The sequence below is a fragment of the Mesorhizobium sp. Cs1299R1N1 genome (assembly GCF_037179655.1).
In the GTDB taxonomy this organism is placed as follows: domain Bacteria; phylum Pseudomonadota; class Alphaproteobacteria; order Rhizobiales; family Rhizobiaceae; genus Mesorhizobium; species Mesorhizobium salmacidum.
Window position 1 is genome coordinate 17,683 of record NZ_JAPYKR010000001.1, and the last position, 19,372, is coordinate 37,054.

Below are 19,372 nucleotides of genomic sequence, written 5' to 3' on the forward strand. Positions count from 1 at the left end.
CGGCACGTCGGCTGATAAGTGGAATAGGTAAATCAACTTAGCAGGACGAGAACCTTGGGCGACCGGAAGAAGGATGTGATCCGCGAGACCGACGCCGAGGCGATCCGGTTGGCGAAAACGCTTCTGCGCAGCGCCCGCTTCGGCGCCCTGGCGGTGCTGGAACCAAGGACCGGATCGCCACTGGCGAGCCGGGTCGGCATCGCCACCGACATCGACGGCGCACCGCTTGTCCTGGTGTCGATGCTCGCGGCGCACACGTCAGCCCTGCTTGCCGATCCGCGCTGTTCCCTGCTGCTCGGCGAGCCCGGCAAAGGCGATCCGCTGGCGCATCCGCGGCTGACGCTGGCATGCCAGGCATCGCGGCTGGAGCGCGGCTCGCAGGCGCATGCCCGTGCCGAGCGCCGCTATCTCAACCGCAATCCCAAGGCGAGCCTCTATGCCGGGCTCGGCGACTTTTCGATCTTTCGCCTTGAGCCGCAACACGCCAGCCTCAACGGCGGCTTCGGCAAGGCCTATCAGCTCGAACGGCTCGACCTTCTCACCATTGGGCCCATCATCGAGGAACTCGCCGGGAGCGAACAATCGGCCGTCGAGCACATGAATGCGGACCATCTCGACGCTATCGCCGTCTACGCCCGTCATTTCGCCAAGGCACCCGGCGACGGCTGGACCATTGCCGGTTTGGACGCCGAAGGCATCGATCTGGTGTCGGGGGACAATATTTGCCGGGTATTTTTTTCACAACCATTGGTAAACGGTGTCGGAACTGCGTCCCGTCCTGGTTGCCATGGCCAGGGCCGGCAGGGCCGCATCGGAGATATAAGGTGCGACTAAATTGCATTTGATCAAAAGCAACGCTTGAGATTTGAAAGAAATGTTCTAGGCTTAGATGTGGTGCTGACTCGTCGGCACCTTCACAAGTGAATTTATGGATTCAGGCACCATTGCCCCCATGGCGCCTCGATGAGCAAACAGCATGGGGCATCAATGGTCTCGACAAAGCTAATCGCCAACGCCGAATCGGCTGCCGAATTTCTGATGCTGATGGGCAACGAAAAACGGCTGTTGATCATGAGCTATCTGATCGACGGTGAAATGTCGGTCGGCGCCATCGCCGAAAAGGTGATGCTCAGCCAATCCGCTCTCTCGCAGCACCTGGCCAAGTTGCGGGCGCTCGACATCGTGGACACCCGGCGCGATCGTCAGATGATCTATTATTCCTGCAAATCCGATGCGGTGCGCGAACTGCTCACCATGCTGGATGGCATTTTCGGCAGCGGCAAGGAAGATCTGTCCCAGATGGCGCAGAGGTTGCGCCGCGCCGGGACTTGACCGGACGCTGCCGCGGCCGCTTACCTCGCTGACGATTTCCGGAGCGTGGCTCGTGTGTCTTTCCCGGCACACGAGCCACGCTCTTTATTGTTGAGCGGGACATGATTGTTGAGCGGGACATGGGCCCAATTCGCATCGACGATCCACGCGACCCGCGTGTCGCTGCCTATCTCGATATCCGCGAGCGCGATCTGGCGGGCCGGCAAGGCCGTTTCGTCGCCGAAGGCAAGGTGGTGCTCGACCTGCTTTTGTCGTCGCGCCGCTTCAGCGCCGAATCCATCCTGATCCTGGAAAACAGGCTTGGCGGCATGGAGGACATTCTGCGCAAGGCACAAGCGGACCTGCCGGTCTACGTCGTCGCCGGTGCGGTGATGGACACGATTGCCGGATTCCACATGCATCGCGGCATCCTGGCCATCGGCCGCAAGGAGACGCCGCACCCGGCCGCCTCATTGCTGGATGCCTTGCCCTCCCAAGCCCTGGTCGTCGTGCTTGTCGGCATCGCCAACCATGACAATATGGGTTCGATCTTCCGCAATGCCGCCGCTTTCGGCGCCGACGCGGTGCTGATGGACACGACATGCTGCGACCCGCTGTACCGCAAGGCGATCCGGGTTTCGGTCGGCGCCGCGCTCAAGATCCCTTTCGCGTCCTTCGCCGACACGGCTGAGTTCACGGCGGATCTCGATCGGCGGGGCTATGACCAGTTCGCACTGTCGCCGCGCGGTCGGATCGACATACGCGACGCCCCGCGCCGCGAGCGGCTGGCGCTCTACCTCGGCACCGAGGGCGAAGGCCTGCCCGAAAGCCTGCTTTCCCGCTTGCAAACGGTACGGATCACCATGTCGAAAGGCTTCGACAGCTTGAACGTCGCTGCGGCCTCGGCCATTGCCTTGCATCATTTCTCGCACTGACGATGATTTGAGTGCGACGAAGGCGGCTAGCCCGCACCGCGTCAGTCGGCTTCTGCTTTCTGCAAGGCGCGCACGCGGTCGGCGAGGCTGCGGTCGTGGCCGGCGGAGCGGTTTTCCTGCGGTGCCGCCAGCGCCTTGGCGATCGGCGAGCCGGGGCCCTCGAGCTTGGCAGTCAGATGGACGACCTCCGCAGCCAGTTCGTTCATCTGCTCACGCAGCGCGGCGCCATTGCCATTCGTCAAACCCGACGATGCCGCGGCGCCGAGGTCCGCCTTCAGGCGCTTGTTCTCACGCGCCAGCGCCGTAAGCCTGGCCTCCAGCCGCTCGCGGTCGCCGTCGAGCTTGGCAATCGCCCGGTCCATGTCGCCGCGCTTGCCGGCCTCGTCATGCCGCCCCGCTTCATCGGGCTTGCCGACCAGCCGCAAGGCCGATGCGCCGTCCTCGGCTTTCGCTTTTTCCCGCAACCGCGCCAACTCCTTTTCGCGCCGATCAAGCTTGTCCTCGCGGTCGGCGAGCGTTGCCAGCAGCCGCTCGACCTTCTTGTCGAGTTCGGCGGCCCTTCTCGTCTCGGCCTTCAGGGCATCGCGCGCGGCCTTGCTTTCGGCCGCGATCTCCTGGCTGCGCCGGTCCGCTTCCTTGCGCTGGCCGCGCAGCAGCGAGATGTCGCTGGCGAGCTTCTGCAATTCGGATTCGCGGGCCACGAGCTCGATCTGGCGGCTGCTGGAGGCAAAACTGGCATCGTCATACATGTGCTCCAGCTTCTCGAGATCGAGCGCCCGCCTTTCCAGTTTTCGTTCGGTTTCCTTGAGCCGCTCCGAAAGCTGATGCAGTTCCTCTTCGCGTTGCCGCAGCGCTTCGTTCTTGGCGCCGAGTTCGGCGAGCGCATGGTTCTTGTCCGTGCGCTCGACCGCCAGCCCCTTCAGGGCCTCGTGGCCGCGATTGATCTCGACGAGTTGTTCGGCCACTTTCTCGCGCAACGTCTTGACGTTGATTTCAAGCCGGCGCGTCGACATGGCGTACTCGGCCCGAATCCGGTCCTTGTCGGCTTGGATTTCAGCTCGCGTCAGCGGGATGGAGGCTTCGATGCGCCTGCGGGTCAGGGCGACGGCACGCCGCCAGACGGCCGGAGCCACCATCAGCGCCAGAAAGCCGGCACAGAGAAAGCCGAGGGCAAAGAACAGGACCGACTGAACCAAAGGACTACCCGTTATCGACGACAACTTGGAAGGCTGGACCGTGCCATCTTGGCATGGCGGAAATCCGGCACCGCGGCAAGGGCTTGCCGCGGCTCATTCGGGTCGTGGCTCGGGAATCTGATCGAACGGTCCCGATTCCATCATATCGGACGGATCAGAACGGGTTCCAGGTCGCCCGCTCGGTCAGTTTCAAGTAGCCGAGATTGACGCCGAGCCGGGCGCCGACGCCGGTACGGATCGGCACCAGCAGCACATTATTGTTCTTCAGCACGTTGAAGCCGACACCCGCCACCACATAGGCCGAACCGGCGACGCCGCCATAGCGATTGTAGAGGTTGCCGACATCGTCGAGATTGTAGACCAGCATCATCACGCGTGACCCCTCGCCGCCGAAATCCCAGCCCAGCGACGGGCCTTGCCAGAACACTTTGTGATCGCCGGCATTCTTGGTGTAGAGCGTGCCTTCGCCATAGGTCAGGCCGCCGATCAGCGCACCGGATCCCTCCTCGCCGAGCAGATAGCCGTTGGGCAAACCGTAGGAGGCGAAAATCTTCTCCACGACCGTGGCCAACCCGCCCGACGTCGCGCCGAAGAACTTGTGGCCGGAATCGACAATCTCCTGAGCGGTGTACTCCTGGGCCCGCAAGGGCGATGTCGTGAAGACGAGAACGCCCATGAGCGTGAACGCCATTGAGAGGGCACGGAGAAAACTCCGGTCATACAATCGGGAAAACATGCTTCCAATCTCCGTCATGAAGCACTTTCGCCGACGCCTCGCATCCGTACGGCTCTTTAGGCGGCCGTTAAGGATGACTGTTAGGGGCAAACTATGCCGTAATCCTTTTTCAACCATTAAACTCCCACATGAAGATGGCGGTTCGAAGGCTGTTTGGCCGCTCAAGGGGACACGCAGCCTGCGTGAATGCGCCATATGCCATGACGACAATTTGGATTTGTTGCTGCACGCGCGGGCGCTGTGTATTCAGAAAGCCTTGGGTTGAAGCGTGATTCGTGTGGGCAGGCGCGAAGATCGATCGCTCGGCCACGAACTGGAAGATTTTGCAGGGATTTCGCCGATGGCCGAACTGTTCACCCTTTCCGCTCCCGACCTGGCGGCGCTTTTGTGCAGCCGCGTCTGCCACGACATCATCTCGCCGGTCGGCGCGATCAATAACGGGCTTGAACTGCTCGACGAGGGCGGCGCCGACGAAGACGCCATGCGGCTCATCCGCCAGAGTGCAAAGAACGCCTCGGCCCGCTTGCAGTTCGCCCGGATCGCCTTCGGCGCCGCCGGTTCGGCGGGCATGATGATCGACACCGGAGATGCCGAGGCCGTCGCCATCGCCTTCCTCAAGAACGAAAAGCCCGAATTGGTCTGGAACGGAATCCGCGCGCTGCTGCCCAAGAACAAGGTCAAGCTGCTGCTCAACCTGCTCCTCGTCGCCAATGCCGCCATTCCGCGCGGCGGCAAGCTGGTAGTGACGCTCGAAAATCTCGAAACCGAGCCGCGTTTTTCGCTTTCGGCAAGCGGGCCGATGCTGCGTGTGCCGCCGAAATTCCTCGAACTGCATTCCGGTCACAAGCCGGAGGAGCCGATCGACGCTCATTCGGTGCAGCCCTATTACACGCTGCTGTTGGCCCGCGAGGCCAACATGACGATTTCGATCCATGCGACGGCTGAAGAAATCGTCCTTTCGGTGGTCTGAAATCGGCGCGGCAGCGCGACCGGACAAAGTATTTCAATCTGAAATATTTTATTGACACGGCAATCGGGCGCGATGACCTTTGACACGCCGGCAACGTCGAAGCATCCGCAAGGAAAAATTAGCCTAACGGCATCTTTGCAAAAATTTTACCTAACGGCTTTTCAGCTTCTTTACCAGATCGGTCTAGGCTACGCCGCAGATGCCCCGCACGACCGGATTGTCCAAGGGCAAAGAGGACCCGGAAATGAAACGCTGCATGTTCGTCGACGATTCAAGCGTCATCAGGAAGGTTGCAAAACGCATCCTGGGCGGTTCCGACATGATGGTCATCGAGGCAGCCAGCGGGCTTGACGCACTGGAGATGTGCGCCGCCGACATGCCCGACATCATCGTCATCGATGGCGCCCTGCCGGACGTGCAGGCGATCGACCTCATCCGGCGCCTGCGCGCGATGGAAAGCCCGATCAGGCCGCAGATCCTGATCTCACTGGTCGAGCTCGATATCGCGTCGATCATGCGGGCCAAGCGCGCCGGCGCCCAGGGTTATCTGTTGAAGCCGTTTAATCGCCCGCAACTGCTCGAACGCTTTCGCGCCTTGAAGATCGCTGCCTGAACGGAAGCTATTCCAGGCAAACCGCGTGGCGGTCCGCCGTCTCGCGGTGCAAAAACAATAATTGTCATTCCACAATGCAAAACCCCCGAAGGTTGCGTCCAACTTTCGGGGGTCAGTTCATATGGCCAGGTTTTTTAAGAAAAGCTCTGCCGGCCGCGCTCAGGCGCTGACGCGGATGTCTTCCGGTTCGCGCAGCACGTAGCCGCGGCCCCAGACGGTCTCGATGTAGTTCTGGCCACCGGACGCGGCGTCGAGCTTCTTGCGCAGCTTGCAGATGAAGACGTCGATGATCTTCAGTTCCGGCTCGTCCATGCCGCCATAGAGGTGGTTGAGGAACATTTCCTTGGTGAGCGTGGTGCCCTTGCGCAGCGAGAGCAGCTCCAGCATCTGGTATTCCTTGCCGGTGAGGTGCACGCGCTGGCCACCGACCTCGACGGTCTTGGCGTCGAGGTTGACGACCAGATCGCCCGTGGTGATGACCGACTGGGCGTGGCCCTTGGAGCGGCGCACGATGGCATGAATGCGCGCCACCAGCTCGTCCTTGTGGAACGGCTTGGTCATGTAGTCGTCAGCGCCGAAGCCGAGGCCGCGTACCTTGTCCTCGATGCCGGCCATGCCGGAGAGGATTAGGATGGGCGTCTTCACCTTGGAGAGGCGAAGCGTTCTCAAGACCTCGTAGCCGGACATGTCTGGCAGGTTGAGATCGAGAAGGATGATGTCGTAGTCGTAGAGCTTGCCCAGATCGACACCCTCTTCGCCGAGGTCTGTCGTATAGACGTTGAAACTTTCCGATTTCAGCATCAACTCGATGCTTTGTGCGGTTGCACTGTCATCTTCTATCAGCAGAACACGCATTTCATTCCCCTTTTCTGCCGCCGGACCATTTCACGACCCGTCCTGCCCCGGAGCAGTGGTTGCCTGGTATAGAGGCTGCCATCGAATGGTTAACAAAACCTAATTTTCCGTCGAATACGGTATCAGATTTTTTAACCCCTTTCTACACCCTCTTGAATCTAATAACGAATCACAGACCAAAATTCCTAATGCGACACATTAATAACCTGGACTAAGTGACTCCAGGGACTCATCGACGCGGCTTCGCTTCGGCGGCCGGAATTTTTACCCGGCCTTAAGCCCTGACACGTATGATTAACAATGCCCGTAAACGAATGGTTACCGTCGGCAAAAAACTTTAGGGTTTTGTTTCCTATAGTGCGGGGAAAGCCGGTGGATACGGGCAGCGCTTGGGCCTTTCCAAGTGGTTTGGACGATATGTGCGGGTGTGCGTTTCCGGGAGTACCGAATCATGAAGTCACGTGAAAACCTCGTTCGGCTGAAACAGTTTCAGGTGAATGAGAAGCGTCGCCAGATGCTGCAGCTCGACATGATGATCGCCGAGTTCGAGCGCATGGCCGTCGAACTGGAGCTTCAGATCACCGCCGAGGAAAAGAAAGCCGGCATCACAGATATCAATCATTTCGCCTATCCGACCTTCGCCAAGGCCGCGCGCCTGCGCCGCGACAATCTCAGGAACTCGCAAGGCGACCTCGCCCAGCAGCGAAGCGCCGCCGAATCATTACTCGGCGAAGCTGAAGCGGAGCTTTCCAAGGCTGAGATGCTGGAATCGCGCGATACCAAGATTCGCGAGGCCGAAACCGGTGGCCGCAGCGCCATGATCGGCTGAACCAGCCGACATCGGCGCTATTTGGCGCGCGCAAGCGCGCACCCTGTCGGGCGACAGCTTGAATTCCGGCGCCGGCGGCCGCCACGAAAGCGCGGGTGGCACGCAAGACCTAGGCAGCCCAGTCCACCTCGTTTCCGGCGATCGCCCTTGCGCGGGCATCCTTGATATCGGGCGCATGCTGCTCCGCCCATGATCTGATCTGGGTAAGCAGTCCCGCCAGGTTCAGGCCGAGCTCGGTCAGTTCATATTCGACGCGCGGCGGAATGACCGGATAGACCTCTCGCCGCACCAGGCCATCACGCTCCAGCACACGCAAGGTCTGGGTCAGCATCTTGGGCGTGATGCCTTCGAGCTTGCGGGCAAGCGCGCCATTGCGCTGCCGGCCGTTGCGCAGCGCGCAGACCACCAGATAGACCCATTTGCTGGCCAGCATCTCCAAAACGGTATGCGACGGACATGTCCGCCGGAACGCATCGTAGCCGAGGGGGGAGTCGCAATCACTATCCATGAGGTGCCTATATATCAAAAAGGTGCATACTGGACAATAGGCCCTTACTCTCCAAATGATAGTGGCGCTAATCAAGCAGGAGAGATTTCATGCGTGCCGTAACCCAGAATTCCGTTGGCGGGCCCGACGTTCTTGTCACCGCCGAATTGCCCGATCCCACACCGAAGGCCGGCGAGGTGCTGGTCCGCGTCAAGGCGGCCGGCATCAATCCGGTCGATGGCGCGGTGCGCGCCGGCAACTATCCGCTGCTCGGCGAGCCACCCTTCATCCTTGGCTGGGATATTTCGGGGACGGTCGAGGCACTGGGCGCCGGCGTCACCAGCTTCAAGGTCGGCGACGAAGTGTTCGGCATGCCGCGCTTCCCCAAGCAGGCCGCGGGCTATGCCGAACTGGCGGCCGTGCCGGCCGATGAGATCGCGCTGAAGCCGACGCGGGCGGACCACATCCAGGCCGGCGCATTGCCACTGGCCGGTCTCACCGCCTGGCAAGGCCTTGTCCGTCATGGCGGACTGAAATCAGGCCAGCGCGTGCTGGTGCACGCCGGAGCTGGCGGCGTTGGCCATCTGGCCGTGCAGATCGCCAAGGCGCGTGGTGCTTACGTCGTCGCCACGGCCAGCCCGGGCAAGCTCGACTTCGTACGCAAGCTCGGCGCCGATGAGGTGATCGACTACACCAAAGGTGATTTCACCAGCCAGATCAGCGACATCGACCTGGTGCTGGAGCCGGTGGGCGGCGACCATGCCGATCGCTCGCTGAAGGTGCTGAAGCCCGGCGGCGTGCTGGTATCATTGCTCAACGTCAACGACGCCACGCGCGCCGACGCCAGTTCGCGCGATATCAGGGTCGAGCGCATGTCGGTGGTGCCCGACCGAGAGGGCCTGGTTGAGCTCGCCGGGTTGATCGACGCGCAAAAGCTTGCGGTCCACGTGGCCAGGACTTTTCCGCTCGATCAGGCGGGAGCCGCCCACGCCTTTCTCGCCACCAGGCCGATTGGCAAGGTAACGCTGACGGTCTGAGCGGCGACACCGAAAGCAAAAGGGCGCGGCATGCCGCGCCCTTCGATCGTGGTGAGACCGGCCTAGTGCCGGTATTGCTGGATGCGCGTGGTGCGCAGCCCGGCAAGGCCGTATTCGTCGATCGACGCTTGCCAGGACAGGAATTCCTCCGTGGTCAGCTTGTAGCGCTGGCATGCCTCTTCAAGGCTCAAAAGTCCGCCGCGCACCGCTGCAACCACTTCCGCCTTACGCCGGATAACCCAGCGACGCGTGTTCGTCGGCGGCAGATCGGCAATCGTAAGAGGGCTGCCGTCAGGCCCGATAACGTATTTGACTCTAGGTCTAACCAGATCGGTCATCGTACTCTCTACAAAAAACTCAAAGACCCAATCCCCGCCACCTTACCGCCACAGCTTTAAAAATTGCCTAAGCAGACCCTAATGACTAGGTAAGGATCGTGAACGCCGCGTTAGTCTTTTAGCGGGCATTTGAAATATCCGGCTGGAAACCCTGTTTTAGCCGGGAGGAATGTACCCACTCAAAGCGTTCGCCATACGCCGCGGGTCGTCCTGCAAGCTGGCGCCGCATGAAAGCTTGACCTATATTCTCGACATTGGCATTTGAGCTGCCGCAGAATGAAAGCACCATGAACAGTCTCGACCTTCCCAGACGTCCCGAAGAGACCCGCATTGTCGTCGCCATGTCGGGCGGCGTCGATTCATCCGTGGTCGCCGGCCTGTTGAAGCGCGAGGGCTATGATGTCGTCGGCGTCACCTTGCAGCTCTATGATCATGGCGCGGCAACGCATCGGGCCGGATCATGCTGCGCCGGCCAGGACATCGACGATGCCCGCCGCGTCTCCGAGACGCTGGGTATTCCGCATTATGTGCTCGATTATGAGGAGCGGTTCCGCAAGGCGGTCATCGACCCCTTCGCCGAGAGCTATGTCGCCGGCGAGACGCCCATTCCTTGCGTTTCCTGCAACCAGACGGTCAAATTCGCCGATCTTCTGGCCACTGCCAAGGATCTCGGCGCCGACGCGCTGGCCACCGGCCACTACATCCGCTCCGGGGCCAATGGCGCCCACCGCGCCCTCTACCGGCCGGTCGACGCCGACCGCGACCAGAGCTATTTCCTGTTCGCCACCACGCAGGCGCAGATCGATTATCTGCGCTTTCCGCTCGGCGGCCTGTCGAAGCCGCAGGTTCGCGCCATCGCCGAGGAGATGGGGCTGACGGTCGCCGCCAAGCAGGACAGCCAGGACATCTGCTTCGTGCCGCAGGGCAAATATTCCGACATCATAGCCAAGCTGAAGCCGGCTGCCGCCAACCCGGGCGACATCGTCCATATCGACGGCCGCGTGCTCGGCCGCCACGAGGGCATTCTGCGCTACACGATCGGCCAGCGCCGAGGCATCGGCATCGCGTCCGGCGAGCCGCTCTATGTCGTCCATCTGGACGCCGAGCGCGCCCGTGTCGTGGTCGGCCCGCGCGAGGCGCTGGAAACGCACAAGATCTATCTGCGCAACATGAACTGGCTGGGAGACGGCGCGCTCGCCGATGTGCCCGCCGGCGGCATCGAGCTGTTCGCCAAGGTGCGCTCGACCAGGCCGCCACGGCCGGCCATGCTGCGCCACGAGGCAGGCGTGACCTCGGTCGAGCTGGCCGATGGCGAATCGGGCATCGCTCCCGGACAAGCCTGCGTGCTCTATTCCGACGACGGCAACGAGGCCCGCGTCTTCGGCGGCGGCTTTATCGTGCGCTCAGAGCGCGGCGCCGAAGCCGAAGCGATGCTGAGCCGGCTCGCCGAAAAGCCGGCGCAGGTTCCCGCCGACCTTTGAGAGTGTTTCGAAATTCGCTCTGGCGAGTCATATGGTGGTGGTTTCGAGAACCGGAGCGCAGCGGACATTTGCGTCCGTGAGCAGCGCATGACCCCGAAAATCGAAAAGCGATTTCGGAAAGGATCATGCGCCAAATCAAGTGCTACGGTGTCCTTTGCGCGTCCAGAGGACGCGCGGCGCCGTAGTAGCGCAGAAAACGCCATCAGATGGCCGCCAGAGTAGAATTTCCAAACAGTCTCAGGATTTGGTGTGTGTGACGGTGCCGGCCGTCAGGATGCGCAGCACCCTGATCGCCTCCTCGCCGCTGGTGCGTGGTTCGGCGCGCGTCCCGATGCACTGGATGAAATGTTCAAGTTCGCGGGTCAGCGGCATGCCCTGGGCAACCGCGACATAGGACGGCTCATTGGTGGTGAACGCCCACTGGCCGCTGTCCTGCCACACCGCGTGGCGGTAGACGGCGAGCTTGCGCTCCCATGGCTCGACATCGTCGAACACCGCCATCGCCTTGGTGCCGACCACGGTCAGCCGCCGCTCGCGATAGGGGTTGAGCCGCGACGTGAAAAGATGGCTGCGCAGGCCATTGGGAAAGCGCATGTGCAGATGCGCGAAATCGCTGAGATTGTCGAGGAGTGCCGCCCCCTCGCCGCGCACCTCGATCGGCTCGGTGCCGGTGATGGCCAGGATCATCGACAGATCGTGCGGCGCGAGGTCCCATAGCGCATCGTTCTCGGTATGGAACTTGCCGAGCCCCAGCCGGTGCGAATGGATGTAGCGTACCTCGCCGAGCTCGCCCTTGTCGATCAGGCCTTTCAGCGTCTCGAAGGCGGGATGGAAGCGCAGGACATGGCCAACCATGTAGACGCGGCCATTGTCCTTGGCCGCTCGCACCGCGCGCTCGGCATCCGGCACCGTCAGCGCGATCGGCTTTTCCACCAGCACGTCCTTGCCGTTCTCGACGGCGCGCACGGCAAGATCGGCATGGAACTGCGGCGGCAAGGCCATGATGATGGCGTCGATGTCGTCGCGGACGAACAGCTGGTCCGGCGCGATCGCCAGGCAGTCCTGTTCGCTGGCGAAACCTTCGGCGCGGGCACGATTGGTGTCGGAAACCGCGTGCAACGCGCCGAGCGCCTTGAGGGTGCGGATGTGGTTGGAGCCCCAGTATCCGCAACCGAGGACTGCAATGCGCGGCTTCATCTGTTTCAAACTCTAAAAACTCGTGGCCGAGACATAGCGACGTGCCCCGTCGAACTCAACCCCGGCGGCTGCAACCAGCTGTTCGCGCGGCAAAGCTTTTCTCCATCGAGAATATGCCCCGATATCGAATGCATCGAAGCTTGACAGGCTCGCCCTCCCAACCTTATATCCGCGCGACCTTGGCGAACGCCTCGAAATGCCTTTCGATTTAAGGCGGATTTCGGGCCTGTCGCCGCCCTGGCGGGGTAGCTCAGTTGGTTAGAGCACGGGAATCATAATCCTGGGGTCGGGGGTTCAAGTCCCTCTCCCGCTACCATCAATGCAGCGTTAGGCGCTGTTCCTGGTTTACGATTTGGCAGGTTGAGAAGCTCCGCGAGCGCACCGCGGACTTTCAGCTCAACCTGTCCCCTACCCTCCGTCGGAATGATATCGATCCCCGTGACCAGCGAGCGGATGATCCTCGCCGCGTCGTGGCGCTCGCGCTCATCGGATTGCAAGGCGTCCTGGAGCTCGCATACCTGCCGACGGTAAACCGTCACCGCTGCCGGATGAAACTCCACAACGCTTTCACCGGCCGCCATCGCCCGAAGCTCTCGGGCTAGATTCTCCTTTTCGCGTTCGAGGTCCAGCAGCTTCGACTTCATGCTGGTCGTCGCGACACCGTCAGCGATGGCATCGACGATGTTAGTGATCTGCCGGTCGATGCCGGCATGCCGCCTTTCGACTTCCCTGTGCCGTTCGCGGTTCATGGCGTTCAGTCGCTTATGCTCCGCACGATATTCAGCAAGGAAACCCGCAATGGCATCTGGGGCCAGCAAGCGCCGCTGGATGCCAGCGAGCACACGCTTCTCAAGCTCGCCAACACGGATCGTCCTGTTGTTGGTACAAGTGCCTTTCTCACGGTGCGCGGCACAAGCAAGCTGGTCTCCGTTCTTCACCGTATAAGAAGCGCCACAGTGGCCGCACCGGACAAGCCCAGAGAACATGTGCTTCGGCCGTCGACGGTGATGGAGCTTCATGCCTCCATAAAGCTTCTTGCGTGCTTGCACCGCGTCCCACAGCTCATCGTCAATTATACGCAGATGCGGCACTTCAACGACCTGCCAGGTTTCCGGCGGATTCGGCCGCGAGATGCGCTTGCCAGTCTCGGGATCCTTGCGCATTTGGATACGATTGAAGACGAGCAGCCCGATATAGGCTTCGTTGTACAGAAAGCCGCTTCTCCGTTTGAGATTGCCATTGATGGTCGAGGCGCCCCACGCACCACCAAAGGGTGACGGGATACCTTCCTTGTTGAGGCCTGCAGCTATCGTGCGTGCCGATTGCCCAGCCGCGAACTCCCGAAAAATCCTACGCACGACGTCGGCTTGCATCTCATCGGTCTCACGCAGGCCGCGGATCGGTTCGCCGCGTTCATCGAGCTTTTTGACCACGCGATAGCCGTAGGAGAGGCCGCCGGCGTTGTAGCCGTTCAATATGCGGCCGCTTTGGCCCCGCCTGATTTTGGCGGCAAGATCGCGCAGGAACAACGCGTTCATCGTTCCTTTGAGGCCCACGTGCAGCTCGTCTACGGCGCCCTCGGAGAGAGTGACGATTCGGACACCAGCAAAGCGTAGCCGCTTGAAGAGGCCGGCTACGTCCTCCTGGTCGCGTGATAGGCGATCGAGTGCCTCAGTTAGAACGATCTCGAATTGCCCGCTTTGAGCATTGGCGAGAAGCCGCTGGATGTCTGGTCGACGGATGATGCTTGAGCCGGATATGGCGGCGTCGGCATAGGTCCCAACGACAGTCCACTTCTCCCTGGCCGCGAGTTCTCGGCAAAGCCGCAGCTGATCCTCGATAGAGGCTTCGCGCTGGTTGTCGGATGAGTAACGAGCGTACAGCGCGACACGGGTCATGGACCGCTCCTCTGCCTCTGTTTGCTAATCTCCGCCGCCGTCACCATCCTCCCCTTCTGACGATGCTTTCTCAAGAGGGTGAGCTTTGTTGTCGTTGGCCGGCGGCAATTCCCCGAAATGCTCCCGAGCAATCCGCCGACCCAACAAACGGGCGATCGACAGGACGGCTCGTTCAGCCATGTCTCGTGCCGACATGTCGGCCGTGTAATCATAGCCTGCGCTGTCGTTCCCAGGTCTGGCCTCATCCACCATGTTATGCCCGCTCTTCCGCGAAGATCGCGGGCATTGAGCGGCGTGATGATCATCAAGACAAGTAAGTTTTCCGCGCTGTCGTAGTGTGGCGTGCAAATACTTGAGCACTGCGATTTGGAATTCCGAAGCCAGGCCAGATTACCAAAAGCTCGATCGTCTTGCAATATCGCGCGCGATATCCAATATGGCTGCATGAGACTGCTTCTCGATACGGCGATCATGGTGGCGGCGATCCGAAGTGACGCTGGCGCCTCACGCCAACTGTTGGTGGCAGCTTTGGAGCGCCGGCTGACGCTCATCGCTTCGGTGCCGTTGATGATCGAATACGAGGCGGTCATGACAAGGCCCGAGCACCTTGAGGCTTCCGCCTTGTCGGCTGAGGACGTGAACGTGTTGCTGGATGCCGTGGCGGCCGTCGCCGAGCCGGTTCGCCTTGTCTTCCTTTGGCGACCCGCCGTTCGCGACCCGGACGACGACATGGTGCTGGAAGCTGCGGTAAACGGACGGGCGGAGGCTATAGTGACGTTCAACCTGCGCGACTTCGGCAAGGTGGCCGAGCGCTTCGGTATCATAGTCCTGTCGCCGGGTGAGGCGCTAAGACGATTGGAGAGAAAGACATGAGGAGAAGCAATTTCGCGCTGCGGCTTCAGCTCTCGCTTCTCGATGAGGCCCGCAAGGTGGCGGAGAGCGAAGGCGTGCCGCTTAACCAGTTTATTAACGTGGCAGTCGCTGAGAAGCTTTCGGCGCTGCGCACGGAAAGCTACTTTCAGGAACGCGCTGCCCGTGCCGACATACCCAAGGCGCTGGACATCCTGAAGCGGGCCGGCAAAGGGAAGGCGTCGATCAAGGGCGACGAATTGCCGGAGTAGCACACCGCCGGATCGCTCGTGCCGGAGCCTTGCCTGCGTCCGAAGCGTGCGCCGGGCCGGAAACTGCCCGCAGGCAGTTGCCTTGGCGGACATAGTCTCCCTTATTGGGACGGGCATGGACGAGCTTTCCCTGACGCTGCTTGCGATTCGGAATCGGGCGAACTCGCCTGAAGATCGGTGAATACCCGAAATCAGAATCGAAACTCCTCTGTCTGCCCGTCGCAATGCGCCGAGAAAGCGCGCCACGCGATTGTAGTCGCGGTGTCTTTCCCCACAGGGCTTGCGCTGCCGCTGGGGCTTCAGCAGGGTCCCTTTTTCAAGGCGGTGTCACAGTTGGAGGCGTCCGGTGCTGGCAACTCCCTACCGGTCGAAGGGCGACGGGAGGCAGATGCTTCGCTGCGAGTCGAGGGGCTCGGCTGAAGCCGGAATTTGGGTTGGAAGCATCTTGATAGCTCGCCTCCATCTTCGTCCTTCAGGCGCGGAAACAGCAGCCAGCCCGCCGCCTGCGGAGCTTGGGACGCCGCTCGCCGGGAAAGAACTGTTCCGGCATCCTCTGCTCGGCAATGCGCACCATATCGCTGAGCGCCGAGCGGATTTGCGGCCAGGGGAATTCGGAGCAATCCTCCCAGGCCTCGCCCTCGCGCAACACGGCATCGAGCTTGCCCGCCACGCCGGCGAGGGTCGTGGCGGGGGTAGTTGAGAGCGCTTCCAAAAGTTCTCCCGCCCGCTCGCCAGCCTCGCGCTCGGCTCTGAGCGCGGCGGTGTAACCGGTCTCCTCGGCAGCAGCATCCCAGCGTGTCTGATGCGCCGTGAAATCAGCCTCGGCTGTCTCGCGCAGAGCCGTCATATCCGGTCCTTTGCCAAGCACTTCATTGAGCGCCCTGATGGAGTGAACCATCACGTCCTCACCCTCGGGCAGGCGGACGGTCGCACAAGGAAAACCGACGATCTCGACGAGCTTCGTCTCCAGGCGCTGCTGCCTGCGGCAAAGCCGCTCCGTCAGCTTGCAGGCTGTCTGCCATTCCCGCCAAAGTGTCAGCGCTGGGTCGGGCGGCGCACTCGTGGCAACAGCGTTGCCGGCGAGCGCACTTTTCTCAAGCACCAATGCGGTGGATGTGATCATCCCTCCCGCAAGCAGTCGCCTGCGGGTGACGAAAGGCAAAGTCATGGTATTGTCGGAATCAGCCATGATCCGAGCTCCAATCAGCTTGGTTGTAGTCAGGCTGGCTGGAGTGTTGACGCATTCTAGCCAGCCGCTGCACGTGCAATGCATGTTCATTGCACGTGCATATCAATGTGCCCTTTGAAATCAAATATCAAGCCGTAGAGCGAAAATGACAAAAAAGCCGTTCACCACCCGCCTTGATCCGCCGGTGTTGGCGTTGGCTCAACAGCTTGCTGAAACAGAACGGCGCTCGATCACCTCGGTCATAGAACTCGCATTGATCGAGTACGCCGAGCGGCGCGGAATCAAGGTAAGCGCGACGGAAGGCGAATAGACAGACGAATTGACGGACGCCGCGAAGGGATGTGGCCTACCGCAGTCGATTTTGAGCGAGGCGCCCGCTCCAAGATTAGAATAATACGCAACGCAGCGGTCCCCAATGCATCAGATCCTGTCGGTATTGAGTTCATCCCAGAGAATGGGGCGGGCATGGCGTGCGTCTGGAACGCAAATGACCTAGCAACAAACAGGCAAATTTGACCCGCTTGGTCATCGGAGAGTTCACGACCGAATGGCAGCAATGCGCCTGGTTCCGGCCGTTGAGGTGAACCGCTGGCGCTGGCTGAAAGCAGACATGTTGGCGACATACTGGAGGTTGCGGTTGCGCCAACATCAGGCGTTGCCTACGCTGTTTGCTTTCGAAGCGGACCACCCTCCGGCGTACAAAAACACGAGTGACAAGCGAGCAAATTCTGGAGCCAAACGCGCCGAGCTGTGACTCAGACAGGGGAGCTTCGGCCGGCCCAGAACGTCGTGATCGTCTCTCCCAGATGCCGATCGGTAAACTGTCGAGGACGGCTGTGGGCTACCGTGGGATGGTTCCGATAATGGAGCAGTCGAACACCGGGCTGCCTGCCAAATAGGAGGCGAGCCTGGGTCGCGAGGCAAGGCCAGCGATCTCCCGAACCAGTTTTTGCCGAATTGCGACTTCGAACAGATTGAGGTCGTCAATCCCGATCACGAAAGCGTCTGGGCCACCGATGACGCAATGCTCGTAATAAAGATTGAGATAGCGCGCGCCATAGGATTGAAAGGCATTGGAACCACCGCGCCGCAGCGACACGGGCAGGCCGTTGATAGTGATGCCGGAGCCGGTCAGTCTGTCCCGTATCGGTGCGACCGGCAGGCCGGCATTGTTGGGACCATCACCCGAAATATCGATCACCCGGCGCGCGGCTACGGTACGGATCTGTGAAAACAGGTCGCCCGCCGACAGAATAGCGCCCGAAATGGAGGTCCCTGGTTGCGCGCTAATAGGCTCGATCGCCAAGGCGTCGGCGAACTGTCTTGCGTCTGCGTAGCTACCGATAATCGTCCAGGGCAGGAGAACGCGATGATAGTTCGGCCCAGCCCATTCGAGATACGAAACCGCGATCGTACCACGAGCGCCCAATCCTATGGCTCTCGCGAGGTCCGCGTGCCGAAATGCATTGACGTAACCGTCGCGCTGAACCCGTTGCTCCGACAGGCTCATCGAGGATGAGACGTCCACGGCAAGGACCAGCTCAAGGTCAACGCCGAGTGTTCCGGGTTCGGCCCCCGCCGATGGTGAGCAGGGATAGCTGGCAATCAGCGCCAGTGCCATGAGGTACGATCTTGCTGGCCGCCGCATCTTGGGCGGGACGGGTCGAATTTTCCGGCCAAACGATTTTGCCAACCGCACTACCCCCGGCGCCACAGGCGCGATCTCGCGATCCGATGGGGAAGTGTGCGTTGGCTAGCGTCTGCGCGCTTCACCCGATGGGGTGAGGAACGCCATTCAGGGTCGTGAAGGCGTTCGCAAGCGCGAAAGTAGCGCCGTGAGCTCGGCCTGGCGATGCGTTCCCGTTTTGGCGAGGATCGCCCGGAGTTGAGTTCGCGCCGTTTCGCGGCCAATCGCCAATCGGGCGCTCGCCGCATCGATACCATCGCCCGAACTCAGGCTTGAGGCCAGTCGCGCTTCGGCCGCCGTGAGTTGAAATGTTTGACCGAGCAACCGTTCCGATGGCGCCCGTTCCCTCACAAGGTCGGTGAAGCAAAGCAGAAAGTCGCCGCCATTGAAAAGGTCGCGCACGAATGAAGTCATCGGCACGAGCTCGGCTAGAAGCCAGAACGATCCGTCGCGGGCGATGACTTCAGGATCAGCCAGTAACGGCCCGTCCAGTGCGCTTGAGACGGCAGCCCCGATCATCCGCTGCAGACGGGTATCGCTCTCCCGATCGGCTGCGTGGATGCGGCCATGGCGGATCACAAGGCCGGAACCGAACAAAGCATCCGCATGCTCGTTGCAACGCACCAGGCAGCCACGGTGATCAAGCAGCGCAGCGCCAAAATTGAATTGGTCGAGGACGGCCAGAGTCGGGCCTAGCGAAATCTCCCAGATCTTCTCGGCCAGGCTGATGATCCGCCTCAGGTCCGGCGCCACGCGCAAGAAATGGTCGGACTCCGACAAATCAAAGGCCCCGCTGCGGGCATCGCGGAACATCGACAGGAACCACCTGTGTTTCTTCACCACAAAGTAGACGGCTGCCCACCACTCACGGTGCCCAGGGAGAGCTATTTCCTGATAGTAGGGGAGAAACCTTCTCTCCTCGGGGGTGGTGAGTTCGTCCTCGACGGTGAAGCAGGTTGCGGGTTTCGCCAGCAGGCTCAACCTCTCGCAACGGGGATCGGGAGCACCTTCGATGTTGTTGAGCCAGAGCGCCGAAAATTCAGCATGTTCCGTCGAATCCGGCGTCTGTGTGGTCCGCTTGCGCTGGTCGCTCCGGAAAGGATGGGTGTCGTCACAGGCGCGGATAACACAACTCGTCGCACCCAGGGCATCGGCAAGCTTTTGAAGCGCGTCCGGCCACCGCCCGAATTCGAAAGCGGCGTCGTAGCAATTCTCGATCGCGAACGCGATTGCCCGATTGGCAGCCATATACGGATCTACCCAGGTGATGCATGGGCTAGGACACGCTTTCAAAGTACCACGGATCCGGCAAACCATGAACCCCGGTCGGATCTTCAGGGTCGTAATGGCCAGCTATTTCGGGACGCGCCGTCTAATCAGCACAATGTTAAGACCGATTGTCGCCTGCAAAGCTTGGCTCTTGACGCGAACCGGTCAATCTTGGGCGCGGAAAATCGGCGGGTTTGCGCTCATCTAAGCCACTCGCGAGCGC

General features: G+C 61.1%; 22 protein-coding genes, 1 tRNA gene and 1 pseudogene. 13 read left to right on the forward strand and 11 right to left on the reverse strand.

The genetic code is table 11. The features are described from left to right. Positions 1 to 54 precede the first annotated feature (54 nt). The 3 genes and pseudogenes from O7A70_RS00090 to O7A70_RS00100 all read left to right on the forward strand — a co-directional run bounded on the left by O7A70_RS00090 (position 55) and on the right by O7A70_RS00100 (position 2,246). Positions 55 to 823: pseudogene (locus O7A70_RS00090) on the forward strand (HugZ family pyridoxamine 5'-phosphate oxidase). Between the two features lie 164 nt (positions 824 to 987). Next, positions 988 to 1,332: an ArsR/SmtB family transcription factor gene (locus tag O7A70_RS00095; RefSeq protein WP_027146391.1), complete on the forward strand. Its 345-nt coding sequence runs from the start codon at positions 988 to 990 to the stop codon at positions 1,330 to 1,332. Positions 1,333 to 1,451: 119 nt separating this feature from the next. Next, positions 1,452 to 2,246 (forward strand): TrmH family RNA methyltransferase, encoded by a 795-nt coding sequence (locus O7A70_RS00100; protein ID WP_337138437.1) that lies wholly within the window; start codon positions 1,452 to 1,454, stop codon positions 2,244 to 2,246. Positions 2,247 to 2,287: 41 nt separating this feature from the next. Here the strand turns inward: O7A70_RS00100 and O7A70_RS00105 are convergent, their stop codons facing one another. Both O7A70_RS00105 and O7A70_RS00110 read right to left on the reverse strand, forming a co-directional pair. After that, a complete protein-coding gene (locus O7A70_RS00105; RefSeq protein ID WP_337138438.1) occupies positions 2,288 to 3,442 on the reverse strand; it encodes a hypothetical protein in 1,155 nt (384 codons plus the stop codon). 154 nt (positions 3,443 to 3,596) lie between these two features. Further along, entirely contained in the window at positions 3,597 to 4,133 is a 537-nt protein-coding gene (locus O7A70_RS00110; RefSeq protein WP_245262388.1) for a DUF1134 domain-containing protein, read from the reverse strand. Between the two features lie 385 nt (positions 4,134 to 4,518). Here O7A70_RS00110 and chpT point away from each other — a divergent pair, with 385 nt between their 5' ends. Both chpT and O7A70_RS00120 read left to right on the forward strand, forming a co-directional pair. Then, positions 4,519 to 5,148 (forward strand): histidine phosphotransferase ChpT, encoded by a 630-nt coding sequence (gene chpT, locus O7A70_RS00115; RefSeq protein ID WP_027146387.1) that lies wholly within the window; start codon positions 4,519 to 4,521, stop codon positions 5,146 to 5,148. A gap of 244 nt (positions 5,149 to 5,392) precedes the next feature. Beyond that, positions 5,393 to 5,761 carry a response regulator gene (locus O7A70_RS00120; RefSeq protein WP_027146386.1) on the forward strand — a complete coding sequence of 123 codons (369 nt, stop codon included), beginning with the start codon at positions 5,393 to 5,395 and terminating at the stop codon, positions 5,759 to 5,761. A gap of 159 nt (positions 5,762 to 5,920) precedes the next feature. On the opposite strand, the gene ctrA is transcribed toward O7A70_RS00120, so the two are convergent. Then, positions 5,921 to 6,616 (reverse strand): response regulator transcription factor CtrA, encoded by a 696-nt coding sequence (gene ctrA, locus O7A70_RS00125; RefSeq protein ID WP_006203583.1) that lies wholly within the window; start codon positions 6,614 to 6,616, stop codon positions 5,921 to 5,923. Positions 6,617 to 7,067: 451 nt separating this feature from the next. On the opposite strand from ctrA, the gene O7A70_RS00130 reads away from it, so the two are divergent. Continuing rightward, positions 7,068 to 7,445, forward strand: coding sequence for a flagellar export protein FliJ (locus O7A70_RS00130; RefSeq protein ID WP_027146385.1), 378 nt, complete (start codon positions 7,068 to 7,070; stop codon positions 7,443 to 7,445). 109 nt (positions 7,446 to 7,554) lie between these two features. Here O7A70_RS00130 and O7A70_RS00135 read toward each other — a convergent pair whose 3' ends face one another. Further along, positions 7,555 to 7,953 (reverse strand): winged helix-turn-helix transcriptional regulator, encoded by a 399-nt coding sequence (locus tag O7A70_RS00135; protein ID WP_140770061.1) that lies wholly within the window; start codon positions 7,951 to 7,953, stop codon positions 7,555 to 7,557. Positions 7,954 to 8,042: 89 nt separating this feature from the next. On the opposite strand from O7A70_RS00135, the gene O7A70_RS00140 reads away from it, so the two are divergent. Next, a complete protein-coding gene (locus tag O7A70_RS00140) occupies positions 8,043 to 8,969 on the forward strand; it encodes an NADP-dependent oxidoreductase (RefSeq protein WP_337138439.1) in 927 nt (308 codons plus the stop codon). 62 nt (positions 8,970 to 9,031) lie between these two features. Here the strand turns inward: O7A70_RS00140 and sciP are convergent, their stop codons facing one another. Beyond that, positions 9,032 to 9,307 carry a CtrA inhibitor SciP gene (gene sciP / locus O7A70_RS00145; protein WP_006203587.1) on the reverse strand — a complete coding sequence of 92 codons (276 nt, stop codon included), beginning with the start codon at positions 9,305 to 9,307 and terminating at the stop codon, positions 9,032 to 9,034. 287 nt (positions 9,308 to 9,594) lie between these two features. Between sciP and mnmA the strand changes: the two genes are divergently transcribed. Then, complete coding sequence (gene mnmA / locus O7A70_RS00150) at positions 9,595 to 10,788, forward strand: tRNA 2-thiouridine(34) synthase MnmA (RefSeq protein WP_337138440.1); 1,194 nt, start codon at positions 9,595 to 9,597, stop codon at positions 10,786 to 10,788. Between the two features lie 237 nt (positions 10,789 to 11,025). On the opposite strand, the gene O7A70_RS00155 is transcribed toward mnmA, so the two are convergent. Beyond that, on the reverse strand, positions 11,026 to 11,985 hold the full coding sequence (locus tag O7A70_RS00155) for a Gfo/Idh/MocA family protein (RefSeq protein ID WP_337138441.1): 960 nt from the start codon (positions 11,983 to 11,985) through the stop codon (positions 11,026 to 11,028). Between the two features lie 239 nt (positions 11,986 to 12,224). Here O7A70_RS00155 and O7A70_RS00160 point away from each other — a divergent pair. Continuing rightward, a tRNA-Met gene (locus O7A70_RS00160) sits at positions 12,225 to 12,301 on the forward strand. Here O7A70_RS00160 and O7A70_RS00165 read toward each other — a convergent pair. Next, positions 12,258 to 13,883, reverse strand: a complete 1,626-nt coding sequence (locus O7A70_RS00165; RefSeq protein WP_337139013.1) for a recombinase family protein — start codon at positions 13,881 to 13,883, stop codon at positions 12,258 to 12,260. The genes O7A70_RS00160 and O7A70_RS00165 overlap by 44 nt on opposite strands. 24 nt (positions 13,884 to 13,907) lie before the next feature. Further along, entirely contained in the window at positions 13,908 to 14,135 is a 228-nt protein-coding gene (locus tag O7A70_RS00170; protein ID WP_337138442.1) for a hypothetical protein, read from the reverse strand. A gap of 192 nt (positions 14,136 to 14,327) precedes the next feature. On the opposite strand from O7A70_RS00170, the gene O7A70_RS00175 reads away from it, so the two are divergent. Then, the gene (locus O7A70_RS00175) at positions 14,328 to 14,756 is read left to right on the forward strand and encodes a putative toxin-antitoxin system toxin component, PIN family (RefSeq protein WP_337138443.1); all 429 of its coding nucleotides are present in this window, start codon (positions 14,328 to 14,330) and stop codon (positions 14,754 to 14,756) included. Continuing rightward, a complete protein-coding gene (locus tag O7A70_RS00180) occupies positions 14,753 to 15,004 on the forward strand; it encodes a toxin-antitoxin system HicB family antitoxin (protein WP_337138444.1) in 252 nt (83 codons plus the stop codon). The genes O7A70_RS00175 and O7A70_RS00180 overlap by 4 nt, the downstream gene beginning before the upstream one ends. A gap of 472 nt (positions 15,005 to 15,476) precedes the next feature. Here the strand turns inward: O7A70_RS00180 and O7A70_RS00185 are convergent, their stop codons facing one another. Further along, positions 15,477 to 16,193 carry a hypothetical protein gene (locus tag O7A70_RS00185; RefSeq protein WP_337138445.1) on the reverse strand — a complete coding sequence of 239 codons (717 nt, stop codon included), beginning with the start codon at positions 16,191 to 16,193 and terminating at the stop codon, positions 15,477 to 15,479. A 145-nt stretch (positions 16,194 to 16,338) separates the two neighbouring features. On the opposite strand from O7A70_RS00185, the gene O7A70_RS00190 reads away from it, so the two are divergent. Together O7A70_RS00190 and O7A70_RS00195 are read left to right on the forward strand one after the other, a co-directional pair. Beyond that, positions 16,339 to 16,503 carry a hypothetical protein gene (locus tag O7A70_RS00190; RefSeq protein ID WP_337138446.1) on the forward strand — a complete coding sequence of 55 codons (165 nt, stop codon included), beginning with the start codon at positions 16,339 to 16,341 and terminating at the stop codon, positions 16,501 to 16,503. A gap of 237 nt (positions 16,504 to 16,740) precedes the next feature. Further along, positions 16,741 to 16,947 carry a hypothetical protein gene (locus O7A70_RS00195; RefSeq protein WP_337138447.1) on the forward strand — a complete coding sequence of 69 codons (207 nt, stop codon included), beginning with the start codon at positions 16,741 to 16,743 and terminating at the stop codon, positions 16,945 to 16,947. An 87-nt stretch (positions 16,948 to 17,034) separates the two neighbouring features. On the opposite strand, the gene O7A70_RS00200 is transcribed toward O7A70_RS00195, so the two are convergent. Together O7A70_RS00200 and O7A70_RS00205 are read right to left on the reverse strand one after the other, a co-directional pair. Continuing rightward, complete coding sequence (locus tag O7A70_RS00200) at positions 17,035 to 17,814, reverse strand: DUF1194 domain-containing protein (RefSeq protein WP_337138448.1); 780 nt, start codon at positions 17,812 to 17,814, stop codon at positions 17,035 to 17,037. 174 nt (positions 17,815 to 17,988) lie between these two features. Next, positions 17,989 to 19,128, reverse strand: a complete 1,140-nt coding sequence (locus O7A70_RS00205) for a helix-turn-helix transcriptional regulator (protein WP_337138449.1) — start codon at positions 19,126 to 19,128, stop codon at positions 17,989 to 17,991. Between the last annotated feature and the right edge of the window lie 244 nt (positions 19,129 to 19,372).

Coding starts and splice junctions, on each gene's coding strand:
- sciP (WP_006203587.1), bottom strand. CDS start 9,307: ATGACCGATCTGGTTAGACCTAGAGTCAAATACGTTATCGGGCCTGAC.
- O7A70_RS00110 (WP_245262388.1), bottom strand. CDS start 4,133: ATGGCGTTCACGCTCATGGGCGTTCTCGTCTTCACGACATCGCCCTTG.
- O7A70_RS00095 (WP_027146391.1), top strand. CDS start 988: ATGGTCTCGACAAAGCTAATCGCCAACGCCGAATCGGCTGCCGAATTT.
- O7A70_RS00120 (WP_027146386.1), top strand. CDS start 5,393: ATGAAACGCTGCATGTTCGTCGACGATTCAAGCGTCATCAGGAAGGTT.
- O7A70_RS00200 (WP_337138448.1), bottom strand. CDS start 17,814: ATGGCACTGGCGCTGATTGCCAGCTATCCCTGCTCACCATCGGCGGGG.
- mnmA (WP_337138440.1), top strand. CDS start 9,595: ATGAACAGTCTCGACCTTCCCAGACGTCCCGAAGAGACCCGCATTGTC.
- O7A70_RS00165 (WP_337139013.1), bottom strand. CDS start 13,883: ATGACCCGTGTCGCGCTGTACGCTCGTTACTCATCCGACAACCAGCGC.
- O7A70_RS00130 (WP_027146385.1), top strand. CDS start 7,068: ATGAAGTCACGTGAAAACCTCGTTCGGCTGAAACAGTTTCAGGTGAAT.
- O7A70_RS00175 (WP_337138443.1), top strand. CDS start 14,328: ATGAGACTGCTTCTCGATACGGCGATCATGGTGGCGGCGATCCGAAGT.
- O7A70_RS00195 (WP_337138447.1), top strand. CDS start 16,741: ATGGCAGCAATGCGCCTGGTTCCGGCCGTTGAGGTGAACCGCTGGCGC.
- O7A70_RS00170 (WP_337138442.1), bottom strand. CDS start 14,135: ATGGTGGATGAGGCCAGACCTGGGAACGACAGCGCAGGCTATGATTAC.
- ctrA (WP_006203583.1), bottom strand. CDS start 6,616: ATGCGTGTTCTGCTGATAGAAGATGACAGTGCAACCGCACAAAGCATC.
- O7A70_RS00135 (WP_140770061.1), bottom strand. CDS start 7,953: ATGGATAGTGATTGCGACTCCCCCCTCGGCTACGATGCGTTCCGGCGG.
- O7A70_RS00155 (WP_337138441.1), bottom strand. CDS start 11,985: ATGAAGCCGCGCATTGCAGTCCTCGGTTGCGGATACTGGGGCTCCAAC.
- chpT (WP_027146387.1), top strand. CDS start 4,519: ATGGCCGAACTGTTCACCCTTTCCGCTCCCGACCTGGCGGCGCTTTTG.
- O7A70_RS00180 (WP_337138444.1), top strand. CDS start 14,753: ATGAGGAGAAGCAATTTCGCGCTGCGGCTTCAGCTCTCGCTTCTCGAT.
- O7A70_RS00100 (WP_337138437.1), top strand. CDS start 1,452: ATGGGCCCAATTCGCATCGACGATCCACGCGACCCGCGTGTCGCTGCC.
- O7A70_RS00185 (WP_337138445.1), bottom strand. CDS start 16,193: ATGGCTGATTCCGACAATACCATGACTTTGCCTTTCGTCACCCGCAGG.
- O7A70_RS00140 (WP_337138439.1), top strand. CDS start 8,043: ATGCGTGCCGTAACCCAGAATTCCGTTGGCGGGCCCGACGTTCTTGTC.
- O7A70_RS00190 (WP_337138446.1), top strand. CDS start 16,339: ATGACAAAAAAGCCGTTCACCACCCGCCTTGATCCGCCGGTGTTGGCG.
- O7A70_RS00205 (WP_337138449.1), bottom strand. CDS start 19,128: ATGGCTGCCAATCGGGCAATCGCGTTCGCGATCGAGAATTGCTACGAC.